We start from the raw sequence: 13,262 nt of genomic DNA on the forward strand, positions 1-13,262 counted from the left end.
GTTCAGGCAGCCTTCTGCTGCAACTTTCCGAAGTAAGCGTTTTCGATCTCTTCAACTTCCTTGGCGGGCACGTAGTAATCGACGTCGCGGTCATACGAGCGCACCACGAAGGAAACGATCATGCCCAGGAAGCCGACGATGGCCAGCCACCACATGTGCCAGATCAGGCCGAAGGACATCGCCAGGCCGAAGGCGCCGATATAGATGCCCGCGGCGGTGTTGCGCGGCATGTGCACGTCTTCGTACTTGGCCGGACGCTGGTAGGCGCGGCCGTTTTCCTTGTCTTCCCAGAACTGGTCGAGCGAGTCGATGTGCGGCACGTGGGCGAAGTTGTAGAACGGCGGCGGCGAGGAAGTGGACCACTCCAGCGTGCGGCCGCCCCACGGGTCGCCCGTGACGTCCATGTTTTCCTTGCGGTCGCGGATGCTGACGAACACCTGCTGCAGCAGGAAGAAGATGCCCAGCATGATCAGGGTCGCGCCGACCAGCGCCACCAGCAGGTAGGGCTGCCACTCGGGGTTGTCGTAGGTGTTCAGGCGACGGGTCATGCCCTTGAAGCCCAGCATGTACATCGGCGTGAAGGTAAGGAAGAAGCCGACGAACCAGAACCAGAACGAGTACTTGCCCAGGCGCTCGTTCAGCTTGAAGCCGAAGGCCTTGGGGAACCAGTACACCATGCCGGCGATGCACCCGAACACCACGCCACCGATGATGGTGTTGTGGAAGTGCGCGACCAGGAACAGGCTGTTGTGCAGCACGAACGACACGGCGGGGATGGCCATCAGCACGCCGGTCATGCCGCCGATGACGAAGATGATCATGAAACCGATGGTCCACAGCATGGGCAGCGAAAACTCCACCCGGCCGCGGTACATGGTGAACAGCCAGTTGAACACCTTCGCGCCCGTGGGGATGGAGATGATCATCGTCATGATGCCGAAGAACGCGTTGACGTTGGCGCCCGCGCCCATGGTGAAGAAGTGGTGCAGCCAGACCAGGAACGAGAGCACGCCGATCGAGGCGGTCGCGTAGACCATGGACTTGTAGCCGAACAGGGTCTTCTTCGAATAGGTGGCGACGATTTCCGAGAACACGCCGAAACACGGCAGGACCAGGATGTACACCTCCGGGTGGCCCCAGATCCAGATCAGGTTGACATACATCATCACGTTGCCGCCGAGGTCATTCGTGAAGAAGTGCATGTCCAGGTAGCGGTCCAGCGTCAGCAGGGCCAGCGTGGCGGCCAGCACCGGGAAGGCGGCCACGATCAGGATGTTGGTGACCAGCGCCGTCCAGGTGAACACCGGCATCTTCATCAGCGCCATGCCGGGCGCGCGCATCTTCATGATGGTGACGATGAAGTTGATGCCGCTCAGTGTCGTGCCCAGCCCTGATAGCTGCAGGGCCCAGAGGTAGTAGTCGACCCCTACCCCCGGACTGTAGTCCAGCCCCGAAAGCGGCGGATACGCCAGCCAGCCGGTCGCGGCGAATTCGCCCACGAACAGCGACAGCATCAGCAGGACCACGCCGACCATGAACAGCCAGAAGCTGAGCGAGTTCAGGAACGGGTAGGCCACGTCGCGCGCGCCGATCTGCAGCGGCACGACGATGTTCATCAGGCCCGTGATGAACGGCATCGCCATGAAGAAGATCATGATGACGCCGTGGGCCGTGAAGATCTGGTCGTAGTGGTGCGGCGGCAGGAAGCCGGCCGAGTCGGCCGAGGCCACGGCCTGCTGCGTGCGCATCATGATGGCGTCGGCGAAGCCGCGCAGCAGCATCACCAGGGCCACGATGATGTACATGATGCCGATCTTCTTGTGATCGACCGAGGTAAACCATTCGGTCCACAGGTATTTCCACTTACCGAAGTAAGTGATCGCCCCCAGCAGGGTGGCGCCCCCCAGGATGACGACGACCATCGTGCCCATGATGATGGGATCATGGAACGGAATGGCCTCTAGAGAGAGTTTCCCGAACATCAATTACTCCGCGGTAGCGATCAGATTCTTGGTCGCGGGCGTGCAGTTGAACGGGTCAACGCCGGCCAGCTTACTCATCTGGTTATGCATAATGAAATCGAACATGCCCGTGGGCGTGGTCGAGTACAGGGTCACCGGCGTGCGCTCGCTCGGCCTGGCCAGATCGGCGTAGGCCTGGGGCGTCAGCGGGTTGTCGGTGGCGCGGATCTTGGCGATCCAGTCCTCGAAGCCCTGGTCCGTCGTGGCGATGGCCTTGAAGCGCATGCCCGAGAAGCCGGCGCCGCTGTAGTTGGCCGACAGGCCGTCGTAGGTGCCGGCTTCGCGCGCGATCAGGTGCAGCTTGGTCTCCATGCCGGCCATCGAGTAGATCTGGCTGCCCAGCTGGGGGATGAAGAACGAGTTCATCACCGACGCGGAGGTGATGCGGAACTGCACCGGCGCGTCGACCGGAAAGACGATCTCGTTGACCGTGGCGATGTCGTAGTCCGGGTAGATGAACAGCCACTTCCAGTCCAGCGACACCACGTCGATGTTGACCGGCTTGACGTCCGATTCGATCGGGCGGTAGGGGTCGAGCGCGTGCGAGGACTTCCAGGTCAGCACGGCCAGGATGGCCACGATGATGCAGGGCACCGTCCAGACCACCGCCTCGATGGCGTTCGAGTGCGACCACTTGGGCGCGTATTCCCGCTGCGCGTGCACGCTGCCCTCGCGATATTTCCAGACGAAGTACAGCGTCATCAGGATGACCGGCACCACGACGATCAGCATCAGCCCGAGGGCGGTGAGAATGAGCGTCTTTTCCTGGGCGCCGATGTCTCCCTTGGGAGACAGGACTTCCAGGGTGCAGCCGCCAAGCAGGAGGACCGCGCCGACGCCGAGCGTGCGCGCGATGGTCGCAAGGTGGGGGTGTTTCACGTACAGCCTTCTACGATGTGGGAAAGAGGTGCTGCGCAGCAGCAAACCTTCCTATGTTAGGCAGTACGTGGAGGTGTGGGATGCGACAGAAAGTCGCACAGTCGGGGGCCGGATGCACCATTGCAGTGCACAAACCGTACGGCTGGCCCTGCCGCGGCGGCGCGCGGCCGGCTGCGCCAAGTGCGACAAAATGTCGCACCACTTGATTTCAATCAAGCTGCGCTTCGCGCTCCGGGCCTGGCTTCTTGGCCAGCTTGCGCTGCAGCGAGCGGCGATGCATGCCCAACAGGCGCGCGGCCGCCGATACATTGCCGCCGGTTTCGGACAGCGCCTGCTGGATGTGCTCCCATTCTAGGCGGTGCAACGGCGTCATGGTGGATTCAATCGTAACGTTGTCTGCCTTCAGCAGGCCCAGCGTGCGCAGGATCATGGGCGCGGTGGCGGGCTTGGGCAGGTAATCGTCGGCGCCGCGCTTGATGGCCTCGACCGCCGTGGCCACGCTGGCGTAGCCGGTCACCAGCAGGATGCGCATGTCGGCCCGCAGCGCGCGCAGCGGACGGATCAGCGTCAGGCCGGAGTCTTCCTCGCCCAGGCGCAGGTCCACCAGCGCGAAGGAAGGCCGGATGTCCTCGGCCACGCGCAGCGCCTCGGCAATGCTGGCGGCGGTGCGGGTTTCGAGGCCCTGGCGCGCCAGGCTGCGCTGCAGGGTGCGCAGGTACAGCTCGTCGTCGTCGATCAGGAGTCCCGGTTCGGATAGATTCATGGCTTCGCGGATGCCCGGCCCAGGCCGAGCGGTAAAGTAAAACGGATGCGCGCCCCGCCGCCTTCGGCCGCGGTCATGGTCATGGCGCCGCCCAGCTGCTCGACGGTGGCGTGCGACAGCGCCAGCCCCACGCCCAGCCCGCCGGGCTTGCCGCTGTTGAACAGGCTGGTGGCCGGCAGCAGCGTGTGGCTGGGGTCGAAACCCGCGCCATGGTCGCTGACCTCGCCGGTCAGGACGCCGTCGCGGTAGTCCAGCCGCAGGTCCACGCGCGGCTCGCCGGCCGCCTCGCCCGCGTCGGCGGCGTTGTTCAGCAACGCCTGCAGCAGGTGCGCGATGGCGGGATCGACCCGCAGGCTGGCGGGCAGCGAACCGGTGCGGTGCAGGTCCACCGTGGGCCGCACCAGCCGCCACTGCCCCACCACGCGCACCAGATCGACCTCGGTTGGGACCGCGAGATTGCGGATACGTTCCCGGCACAGGGTCAATAATTGCTGCAGCGTGTCGACATCGTTGCGCAGGTCCACCGTGCTGGCCTGGGCGGCGATCTCGTCGGCCAGCAGCGTCATGGTCGCCAGCGGCGTGTTCAGTTCGTGCGCCATGGCCGCGGCGTGGGTGGCCAGCGCCACGATCCCTTCGTTGCGGGTAAAGCGTTCGCGCAGCGCGGCCAGCTCGCGCTCGCGCGCGCGCATGTCGGCCGCCAGGCGGGTCGAGAAATACAGCACCACGCCTATCGAGATCACGAAGTTGAACGCCAGCCCGCCCAGCAGCAGCGTGTAGGTGTCCTCGTGGCGCAGCGGCTGGCCGAAAATCGCCGCCAGCGTGTAGCCCGCCAGGCTGGCCAGCCCGGTGGCCAGGGCCCAGTTGCTGGGCAGCGCCAGCGCCGCCAGCGCGGTCAGGATCAGGAACATCAGGCCGAACGGGTTGGTGATCCCGCCGCTCCAGCCCACCATCCACGCCAGCACGCCGATGTCCACCAGCAGGTGCGCGAACGCCGTGACATAGGACACGTCCGAGAGGCGCCGCAGCCGCCAGCTGGCATAGAGATTGAACGCCACCAGGACCAGGACGCCCAGCCACAGCGGCCGCAGCGGCAGGTCCAGCTCCAGCACGCTGCTGACCGCCACGATGGTGACCGCCTGGCCGGCAATGGCCAGCCAGCGCAGACTGCACAGCGTGCGCAGGAATGAAAGGGCGGAACTACCGGACATATCAAGACTACGGAGGGAGCGCGGATCGCGGCGATCCGCGGCGGCGGTTTCCCGGGCGGCGGCAGGCATGGCCCGGGATGGGCGCGCAGGCCTGCAAGGCGGCGCGTCGTGGGCGTCCCGGCAGGGACGGCGCCTATTGTAGTGTGATCCGCGCGGCCCCGCCGGCGCGCCGGCCACCATGCGTCCCTGTTACCGGCGTCAGTCCGGCTTGCGGGCGATCACGGTGGGGAACAGCCGCGCCCGGTCGTCCTCGAAGCGCAGGTCGGTGAAGCCCGCTTCCTCGAGCTGGCCGCGCGTCTGGGCGTGGGTGCGCAGGGCGTTCCAGCGCGGCTGGATGAGGCGCGTGAACACCAGCTGCTGCAGTTGCAGGTCGTGCGGATCGATCGCCTGCATGTCCCACGGAGAATCGGGCGACAGCGCCGGCGGCGGGGTCAGGAAGCTGGTGACCAGCACGCCGCCCGGCTTGAGGGCCTGCCAGAAGCGCCGGTAGAGCTCGGTGACCCGCGCGTCGTCGGGCTCGTAGATGTTCAGGCCGTTGCTGGCCAGCAGGTCGAAGCCCTCGCGCGTGTCCAGCTCCCAGGCGTCCTGGCGATGCAGGGCGAGCTGCCCGGCCAGCGGGTGCCCGGCCGCCAGGCGCGCCGCGCCGTCCAGGGCCTCGGGATCGCAGTCGATGCCGATCAGCCGCACGCCGGGGCACGCGCCGTAGTCGAGCGCCAGCAATTCGCTCATCCAGCCGCACGGCACCGACGCCACCACGCAACCCGGGCGGAGGTGCCGCTGCAGCGCCCGCCGGAAATGGCCATGGCGTTCGCGCGTGGCCAGCACGGCCGGCAGGCGCTCGTAGAACATGCGCTCGAGCGGGGCGAGCTCGCCGCCGCCGGGCTGGTGGGTGACCAGGCGATGGGTCCATTCGGCGTTCAGGCCGCGGTACAGCAGCAGGAAGCGCCCCAGCTCGGACTCGGCCAGGCCGTGCAGCAGTTCGATCTGGCGCGCCACGTCGAAACCGGGCACGCTGCCTTGCAGGAGGATGCGCTGGCGGGCCTGGCGCACCATGCCGGCCAGATCGGCCGACGCCGCGCGATGCGAGATGATGGGAGATGGGGACATGGCTGGCCGGACAAAAAAAACCGGCGGATGAACGCCGGCAGAGGTTGCTACGAAGGCAAGCCAGAATAACTCGCAGATGTCCGCGCCAGCGTCAGGCATTTGCTCCACGTAAAGCGGGAAATGTCTGAGCATAGGAGGTGCCTATCCCCGCCGGGACAGGCCCTCCTTGCCACGGGTGGGGACAGGCCCCCGTCGTGGGGATGGCCCCTCAGCCCATGCGGCCGAACGCGCCGCGGTTGAAGTCGTCGATGGCCTGCACGATCTCGGCCTGGGTGTTCATGACGAACGGCCCATGGCCGACCACCGGCTCGTCGATGGGCTCGCCGCTCAACACCAGCAGCACCGCATCGTTGTTGGCCTCGACCTGCACGCCCGCGCCGCCGCGCTCGAGCACGGCCATCTGGGCGTCGCGCAGCACTTCCGCGCCATTGACCAGCACCGTGCCGCGCAGCACCACCAGCGCCGCGTTGTGGCCGTCCGGCACCGGCAGCACGGCCTGCTTGCCCGCCGCCAGGCGCACGTCCCACACGTTGACCGGCGTGAAGGTGCGCGCGGGCCCCGCGCCGGCCGCGCCGAACGCCCCGGCGATGACGCGCACCGTACCGGCCTCGCCGTCGAGCGGCAGGCGCGGGATGTCGCTGTCCAGGATGCTCTGGTAGGTCGGCGCGGTCATCTTGTCGCGAGCCGGCAGGTTGACCCACAGCTGCACCATTTCGAGCGGACCGCCACGGCGCGCGAAGGCCTCGGAGTGGAACTCCTCGTGCAGGATGCCGGCGCCGGCCGTCATCCATTGCACGTCGCCCGGACCGATCACCCCGCCCTTGCCGGTCGAATCGCGGTGCGCGACTTCGCCTTCGTACACGATGGTGACAGTCTCGAAGCCACGGTGCGGATGCTCGCCCACGCCGCGCTGGCGCGCTGTGGCGTCGAACTGCGCCGGACCGGCATAGTCCAGCAGCAGGAACGGGCTGAGCTCACGGCCCAGGTTGTGGTACGAGAACAGCGAACGGACAGGGAAACCGTCGCCCACCCAGTGGGGGCGCGGAGCGCTGTGCGTGCCGATGACTTGCTTCATGGTTTCCTCCTTGCGAGGCGCCTCGCGGCGCAGGGATGCATGTAAGCAAGATAAGGCCGGCGGCCCGGTTCCGGTAGAGGGGGAATCGCACCCTCAGCGTCCCACCCATGGAACGGTCACGCGCCCCGCGCGACCGTCAGCGCGCCCACCTCCAGCAGGCGCACCGCGATCAGCCCGCCCTCGCCGCCCAGCGGCGTGGCGTGGATGGCGCCGGCCGCCGCGCGCCACACCACGCCGGTCCCGGCGCGCAGCAGCGCCTGGCCGGCGTCGCATCGCACGCGCCAATCGCCCCGGGCGGCGTACAGCACGCCGGCTTGCGCCGGCGCAAGCACTGCCTGGCCGTGCAGCGCGCGCGTGTCGGCGCGCCAGCGGCCGCGCTGCGTCATGACATTGAAGTCGCGCGACGGTCCGCCCAGCAAGGTCGCGTCGATGGCGTGTTCGCCGGCGAAGGCGAACGGCCGCAGCGCCGCGTCGAGCAGATGGTCGAGCGCGCCGTCGGCCGAGCGCATGCGCACGCCATCGCCTTCGAGCAGGGTGATGCTGCGGTCGATGCCCGGATAGGCCGAGAACGGCCCGTCCGCGCCGATGTCGGCAACGCTGACGCGCCACTCGAAACCGTCCGCGCCGGCGGCCTGGGGGTGGCGCGCCACTTCGCGCGTGGCGCCGCCGCCGTTGCGCCATGGGCTGATGGGCAATTGCGCCAATTCGAAATGCTGGAACATGATGAGGGACTCGCGAGCCGCGCGGCCCGCCCTGTGCAGGAAGTAGGATTGCGGCCGGCGGCATGCCGGCCTCGCCACGGGACATATATACACCGGCGCGGCGTCAGCCGCGCAGCGCCGCCGCGCCCGCGCGCAGGCTGTCGCACAGGCTGCGCGCCGCCGGCCCCAGCGGCTCGTCGGCGCGGTGGCTGAGATAGGCGCGCATCTGCACCGCGCCGTCCGGGCCGAGCTCGGCCAGCGGCAGGCGCACCAGGGTGCCGGCCCGCAGGTCGGCCCGCACCAGCCAGGCGGGCAGGCTGCCCCAGCCCACGCCGGCGCGCAGCAGCGCCAGCTTGGTGACCATGTCGCCCACCCGCCACGTGCGCGGCGACAGCACGCCGTAATCGCGCCCGCGGGTGGCGGCGGACAAGTCCTCGACCACCACCTGCAGATGGTCGGCCAGCTCCGTGCCGGCCTCGCCGCGCGCCAGCGGATGGCCCGGCGCGGCCACCGCCCAGGTGGTGACCGGCGCCAGGAAGCGGCGCCGGATCTGGTCGTCGGGCCGCTCCAGCACCGCGACCGCCAGCGTGCAGCGGCGCGCCTTGAGCGCCTGCGCCGGCCCGCCCAGCGAGGCATATTCGACCCGCACCCCCACGCTGGGATAGCGCGCGTGCATGGCCTTGAGCGCATGCGCCACCGCATCGGGCGGAAACAGCGTATCGACCGCCAGCGACAGGCCCAGTTCGACCCCTTCGCCCAGTTCATGCGCATGGGCGCGCAGGGCGTCGACCTTGGCCAGGATGATGCGCACGTCGGCCAGCAGCGCCTGGCCTGCGGGCGTCAGGACCGGCTTGTAGACCGAACGGTCGAACAAGGTGACACGCAGTTGCGCCTCCAGGTTGGCGATGGCGTGGCTGACGGCCGATTGCACCCGATGCAGCCGCGCCGCCCCGGCGCGAAAGCTGCCGGCCTGCGCCACGGCGGCGAAGGTGCGCATCTGGTCGAGCGTGAGGTTGTCCAGCATGATCGAAAGCATAGATCAACCTGGACGAAAATATCTAATTTCATGGAACATGAAAGGCTGGCACAGTAGTGCCATGCCCGCCCACAGGAACCGCGCCATGTCCCGCCCGCTCGCCCCCGCCCTGCCCGCCGCCGGCGCCGCCCCCGCCCGCCACGGGCGCGTGGTCGCGCTGGTGGTCGGGGCGGGCATTGTCTCGGCCATGCAGGTCGGCAAGGTGCCCGCCGCCCTGCCCGAGCTGCGCGCCGCGCTGGAGGCCAGCCTGGCCCAGGCGTCCTGGCTGCTGTCCGCGTTCGCCGCCATCGGCGCCGCGCTGGGCGCGGGCATCGGCATGGCGGTCGATGCCTGGGGCGCGCGGCGCATGGCGGTGGCCGGCATGCTGGTGCAGGGCGTCGCGTCGCTGCTGGGCGCGATGGCCGGCGCGATCGGCTGGCTGCTGGCGCTGCGCGTGGCCGAGGGCATAGGTTTTCTGGCCGTCGTGGTATCGGCGCCGTCGCTCATCGTGGCCGCGACCGGCACGGCGCCGGCGCGCGCGCGGGCGCTGGCGGCCTGGAGCACCTTCATGCCGCTGGGCGTGGCCGCCGCCATGCTGAGCGCCCCCGCGCTGGGATACCTGGGCTGGTCCGGCATGTGGCGCCTCTATGGCCTGGCGCTGCTTGCCTACGCCTGCTGGCTGGCCTGGGGCACGCGCGGCCTGCCGGGCATGGCCGCGGCGCGCCGCACCACCCTGGCCGGGCTGCGCGCCACCGTCGCCGCGCCCGGGCCACGGCTGTACGCGACGCTGTTCGGGCTGTACACCGCGGCCTATTTTTCCATCTTCGGCTTCCTGCCCTCCATCCTGGCCGAACGCCTGCATGTCGCGCCCTGGGCCGCCGGGCCGCTGGCCGCGCTGGTGGTCGCCGCCTGCGTGGCCGGCAACCTGGGCGGCGGCGCGCTGCTGGCGCGCGGCGTGCGCCGCACCCGCCTGATGGCGGCCGGCTTCGTCCTGCTGGCGTTGGGCACGGCCGCGACCATGGCGCCCGGGGTGCCGGGCGCGGCCGCCTACCTGGCCTGCCTGGCCTCCTCGGCGCTGTGCGGGCTGGTGCCCACCGCCCTGCTGGCGGGCGCGCCGCAGCATGCCCCCCGGCCCGAGCTGGCCGGCGCCACCATGGGCATCATCATGCAGGGCAACAACACCGGCCTGCTCGTCGGTCCGGCGGTGGCCGGCGCGATTGCCGGCACCTGGGGCTGGCCATGGGTGGCCGCCTGGGTCGGCCTGCTGGCGCTGGCCGCCCTGGGCCTGATCGCGCGGCTCGCCCGCACGCCGCGCGAGCAGGCGCCCTAGGCGCGCCGCGCGCCGTCCTCGGCGGCCCAGCGGGCAAGCACCCCCGCAAGCGTGCTGTCCGGCGACTCGGACGGCGGCCGGGGCGCGGCCGGCGGCGTGCGGCCGAAGCGCGGGGCGGGCGCCGGCTGCACGACGCCGTCGACCTCGACGAACGTGCCGCGCGCCTTCAGGTGCGCATGCGCCGGCGCCTCCTCGAACGACAGGACCGGCGCGAAGCAGACATCCGACCCCTCGAGCAAGGCGCACCATGCGTCGCGGGTGCGGGTGCGAAAGCGGCTGGCGATGGCCATCTTGGCGCGCGGCCAATCGGCGCGTTCGTCGCGCGCGCCGACATCCTCGGCGCGCAGTTCCAGTTTCTCCAGCAATTGCGCGTAGAAGCGCGCCTCGATGGGGCCGACCGAGATCCACGCGCCGTCGGCGCATTCGTAGACATCGTAGAAAGGCGCGCCGCCATCCAGGATGTTGGTGCCGCGCGCGTCCTGCCACAGCCCCGCCGCGCACAGGCCGTAGAACACCGTGGCCAGCGACGCCGCGCCGTCGACGATGGCCGCGTCGATGACCTGGCCCAGGCCCGAACGGCCGCGCTCCAGCAAGGCGGCCAGCACGCCCAGCGCCAGGTACAGGGCGCCGCCGGCCATGTCGCCGGTCAGGGCCAGCGGTATCGACGGCGGCTGGCCGGCGCGCCCGATGGCGTGGATGATGCCGGTCAGCGCGACGTAGTTCAGGTCGTGCCCGGCCGCCTGCGCCAGCGGCCCCGATTGCCCCCAGCCGGTCATGCGGCCGTACACCAGGCGCGGGTTGCGCGCCTGGCATGCCTGCGGCCCCAGGCCCAGCCGCTCGGCCACGCCCGGCCGGAACCCTTCGACCAGCACATCGGCGCGCGCGACCAGGTCCAGCACCTGCTCGACGGTGGCGGGCTGCTTCAAATCGGCGGCGACCAGGCAGCGGTTGCGCATCAGGAGGTTGTAGCGGGCGGGCCGCGCCACGCCCAGTTCGACCGGCTCGGCGCGCTCGATGCGCACGACATCGGCGCCCAGGTCGGCCAGCAACATGCAGGCCATGGGCGCCGGCCCGATACCGGCCAGCTCCACGACGCGCGTTCCCTGCAATGGACCCATGTCCCGCTCCCAAGAAAAAGTGCCAAAATCGGCCGCGCCATGCCGGCCGCCCCGCCCAACCCTGCACATGCCCGGGTTGGCCTATATTCGTGCCATTCCTTCCGCTTCGCCGCCAGGCTCGTACCCATGGATCTTCGTCAGTTGCAGCAATTCGTCGTGCTTTCGGAAACCCTCAATTTCCATCGAGCCGCCGAGCGCCTGCACATGGCCCAGCCGCCCTTGTCGACCGCCATCCGCAAGCTGGAGGACGAGCTGGGCATCGTGCTGTTCGACCGCAAGCCGCGCAGCCTGTCCCTGACGGTGGCGGGCGCGGCCATGCTCAAGCACGCCCGCCGCACCTTGAGCAACGTCGACGAACTGCAGCGCTGCGCCCGGGAATACGTCAGCGGCGACCAGGGGCGCATCGTCGTGGGCTTCTCCAACACCGCCAGCAACTCGGTGCTGCCGCGCATCCTGCACAGCTTCCAGGCGCGCTACCCGCGCGTCGAGCTGGTGCTGCACGAATCGACCACCCATGAGCTGGTGGGCGAGCTGGCGGCCCACACCGTGGACGTGGCGCTGCTGCGCACGCCGCTGTTCGACGCCTGCGACGCCGAGCTGATCGACCTGGAGCAGGACCATTTCATCCTGGCGGTGCCGGCCGGCCATCCGCTGGCGCAGCGGAGCTCGGCGCGGCTGGCCGACCTGGATGGCCAGCGCTTCATCGCGTTCTCGCGCGAGAAGGTGCCGGCCATGCACGCCATCATCAGCCTGGCCTTCGACGAGGCCGGCGTCACCCCCAAGGTGGTGCAGCAGATCGTCCAGGTGCCGACCGCGATCGCGCTGGCCGAAAGCGGCATCGGCATGGCCCTGGTGCCGTCGGCGGCGGCCCGCTATCTGCGCACCGGCGCCCGCTTGCTGCCGGTGGCGGACCTGCCCGCGTCGCTGCGCATCGGCATTGCGCTGGGCTACGACGCGCAGACGGCCTCGGCGGCGACGCTGCGCTTCGTCGAGAACACCCGCGCCGTCCACGCCGCCGCGCCGTCGCCCGCCGCCTGAGCGCCGGCCGCCTCAGGCCGGCATCACGCCGGCGTCGCGCGCGGCCGCGCCCCAGCGCGCGATCTCCTCGCCCAGGAAGGCCGAGAACGCCGCCGGGGTCGAGGCATGCAGCTCCACCGCCTGCTCGGCGAACTGGCGCGCCAGTTCGGGTTCCTGCGCCACCAGGTTGATCTCCGCGTTCAGGCGCGCCACCACGGCGGGCGGCGTCGACGCCGGCACGAACACGCCATGCCAGGTGGTCGCCGCGAATTTCGGAATCACGGTTTCGGCCAGGGTCGGCACCTCCGGCAGCACCGCGGCGCGTTGCGGGCTGGTGACCGCAATCGCGCGCGCCCGCCCTTCCCTGATGGCGGGCAGCGCCGTGCTGAGGGCGTCGAGCATGAAATGCACCCGGCCGCCGATCAGGTCCACCATGGCCGGCGCCGTGCCCTTGTACGGGACGTGCGTCGCCTGCGTACCGGTTTCCTGCAGCATCAGTTCGACCGCGAGGTGGGTGATGTTGCCCACGCCGCCCGAGCCGTAGCTCAGCTGGCCCGGATTGTCCTTGAGGTACTGCACGAATTGCGCGGGCGTGGCGACGCTGGCCGGCAAGGCCGGGCCGGCGATGATGATGGCGGGAATCGAGGCCGGCATCGCCACGGCGGCCAGGTCGCGCGCGGGGTCGTAGCCCATCTTGCTGTACAGGGCCGGCGCGATCGCGATGCCCGACGAGTGGTAGAGCGCGGTATAGCCGTCCGCAGCGGACCTGGCGACGAACTCGCTGGCGATGTTGCCGCCGGCGCCGGGCTTGTTCTCGACGATGAACTGCTGGCCCAGCCGTTCGGCAAGCCGGGCGGCGATCCGGCGCGCCACGACATCGGTCGGCCCGCTGGCGGCATAGGGCAGGATCAGGCGGATGGGCCGGTCGGGCCAGGCGCCGGTGTTCCCGCGCGCGAACGGAAAGGCGGTCATGCCGGCCATTCCCGCCATCGCGGCAAGCATGCGGCGACGATTGCTGTTCATGCGTG

At 69.9% G+C, this 13,262-nt stretch carries 12 protein-coding genes; 2 read left to right on the forward strand and 10 right to left on the reverse strand.

The annotated features are described in order from the left end of the window. Positions 1-2 precede the first annotated feature (2 nt). The 8 genes from cyoB to CAL11_RS17890 form a co-directional block, all read right to left on the reverse strand. Positions 3-1,982, reverse strand: a complete 1,980-nt coding sequence (gene cyoB / locus CAL11_RS17855; protein WP_086094618.1) for a cytochrome o ubiquinol oxidase subunit I — start codon at positions 1,980-1,982, stop codon at positions 3-5. 3 nt (positions 1,983-1,985) lie between these two features. Further along, the gene (gene cyoA, locus CAL11_RS17860) at positions 1,986-2,900 is read right to left on the reverse strand and encodes a ubiquinol oxidase subunit II (RefSeq protein WP_086093693.1); all 915 of its coding nucleotides are present in this window, start codon (positions 2,898-2,900) and stop codon (positions 1,986-1,988) included. Positions 2,901-3,108: 208 nt separating this feature from the next. Then, positions 3,109-3,663, reverse strand: a complete 555-nt coding sequence (locus tag CAL11_RS17865) for a response regulator transcription factor (protein ID WP_033460838.1) — start codon at positions 3,661-3,663, stop codon at positions 3,109-3,111. Then, positions 3,660-4,871, reverse strand: coding sequence for an ATP-binding protein (locus CAL11_RS17870; RefSeq protein ID WP_033460840.1), 1,212 nt, complete (start codon positions 4,869-4,871; stop codon positions 3,660-3,662). Before CAL11_RS17870 ends, CAL11_RS17865 begins: the two co-directional genes overlap by 4 nt. Positions 4,872-5,069: 198 nt before the next feature. Beyond that, positions 5,070-5,978 (reverse strand): SAM-dependent methyltransferase, encoded by a 909-nt coding sequence (locus tag CAL11_RS17875; protein WP_086093694.1) that lies wholly within the window; start codon positions 5,976-5,978, stop codon positions 5,070-5,072. Between the two features lie 208 nt (positions 5,979-6,186). Then, complete coding sequence (locus CAL11_RS17880; protein WP_033460844.1) at positions 6,187-7,053, reverse strand: pirin family protein; 867 nt, start codon at positions 7,051-7,053, stop codon at positions 6,187-6,189. A 116-nt stretch (positions 7,054-7,169) separates the two neighbouring features. Continuing rightward, on the reverse strand, positions 7,170-7,775 hold the full coding sequence (locus CAL11_RS17885; RefSeq protein WP_086093695.1) for a HutD/Ves family protein: 606 nt from the start codon (positions 7,773-7,775) through the stop codon (positions 7,170-7,172). Between the two features lie 103 nt (positions 7,776-7,878). Then, positions 7,879-8,751 (reverse strand): LysR family transcriptional regulator, encoded by an 873-nt coding sequence (locus CAL11_RS17890; RefSeq protein WP_086094619.1) that lies wholly within the window; start codon positions 8,749-8,751, stop codon positions 7,879-7,881. A gap of 124 nt (positions 8,752-8,875) precedes the next feature. Here CAL11_RS17890 and CAL11_RS17895 point away from each other — a divergent pair, with 124 nt between their 5' ends. Next, entirely contained in the window at positions 8,876-10,099 is a 1,224-nt protein-coding gene (locus CAL11_RS17895) for an MFS transporter (RefSeq protein WP_086093696.1), read from the forward strand. Here CAL11_RS17895 and CAL11_RS17900 read toward each other — a convergent pair. After that, on the reverse strand, positions 10,096-11,286 hold the full coding sequence (locus tag CAL11_RS17900) for a CaiB/BaiF CoA transferase family protein (protein WP_432206077.1): 1,191 nt from the start codon (positions 11,284-11,286) through the stop codon (positions 10,096-10,098). The genes CAL11_RS17895 and CAL11_RS17900 overlap by 4 nt on opposite strands. A 57-nt stretch (positions 11,287-11,343) precedes the next feature. Between CAL11_RS17900 and CAL11_RS17905 the strand changes: the two genes are divergently transcribed. Next, on the forward strand, positions 11,344-12,255 hold the full coding sequence (locus CAL11_RS17905; RefSeq protein ID WP_086093698.1) for a LysR family transcriptional regulator: 912 nt from the start codon (positions 11,344-11,346) through the stop codon (positions 12,253-12,255). A 12-nt stretch (positions 12,256-12,267) separates the two neighbouring features. On the opposite strand, the gene CAL11_RS17910 is transcribed toward CAL11_RS17905, so the two are convergent. Continuing rightward, positions 12,268-13,257: a tripartite tricarboxylate transporter substrate binding protein gene (locus CAL11_RS17910; protein ID WP_086093699.1), complete on the reverse strand. Its 990-nt coding sequence runs from the start codon at positions 13,255-13,257 to the stop codon at positions 12,268-12,270. Between the last annotated feature and the right edge of the window lie 5 nt (positions 13,258-13,262).

Origin of the sequence: Bordetella genomosp. 6 (assembly GCF_002119705.1) — a bacterium.
GTDB classification, from domain to species: Bacteria; Pseudomonadota; Gammaproteobacteria; order Burkholderiales; family Burkholderiaceae_B; genus Bordetella; species Bordetella bronchiseptica_F.

What these genes read in the sequence shown, in the direction of transcription:
- CAL11_RS17895 (WP_086093696.1), top strand. Translation starts at nt 8,876, where the DNA reads ATGTCCCGCCCGCTCGCCCCCGCCCTGCCCGCCGCCGGCGCCGCCCCC.
- CAL11_RS17865 (WP_033460838.1), bottom strand. Translation starts at nt 3,663, where the DNA reads ATGAATCTATCCGAACCGGGACTCCTGATCGACGACGACGAGCTGTAC.
- CAL11_RS17910 (WP_086093699.1), bottom strand. Translation starts at nt 13,257, where the DNA reads ATGAACAGCAATCGTCGCCGCATGCTTGCCGCGATGGCGGGAATGGCC.
- CAL11_RS17900 (WP_432206077.1), bottom strand. Translation starts at nt 11,286, where the DNA reads ATGTGCAGGGTTGGGCGGGGCGGCCGGCATGGCGCGGCCGATTTTGGC.
- CAL11_RS17880 (WP_033460844.1), bottom strand. Translation starts at nt 7,053, where the DNA reads ATGAAGCAAGTCATCGGCACGCACAGCGCTCCGCGCCCCCACTGGGTG.
- CAL11_RS17890 (WP_086094619.1), bottom strand. Translation starts at nt 8,751, where the DNA reads ATGCGCACCTTCGCCGCCGTGGCGCAGGCCGGCAGCTTTCGCGCCGGG.
- CAL11_RS17885 (WP_086093695.1), bottom strand. Translation starts at nt 7,775, where the DNA reads ATGTTCCAGCATTTCGAATTGGCGCAATTGCCCATCAGCCCATGGCGC.
- CAL11_RS17905 (WP_086093698.1), top strand. Translation starts at nt 11,344, where the DNA reads ATGGATCTTCGTCAGTTGCAGCAATTCGTCGTGCTTTCGGAAACCCTC.
- cyoB (WP_086094618.1), bottom strand. Translation starts at nt 1,982, where the DNA reads ATGTTCGGGAAACTCTCTCTAGAGGCCATTCCGTTCCATGATCCCATC.
- CAL11_RS17870 (WP_033460840.1), bottom strand. Translation starts at nt 4,871, where the DNA reads ATGTCCGGTAGTTCCGCCCTTTCATTCCTGCGCACGCTGTGCAGTCTG.
- CAL11_RS17875 (WP_086093694.1), bottom strand. Translation starts at nt 5,978, where the DNA reads ATGTCCCCATCTCCCATCATCTCGCATCGCGCGGCGTCGGCCGATCTG.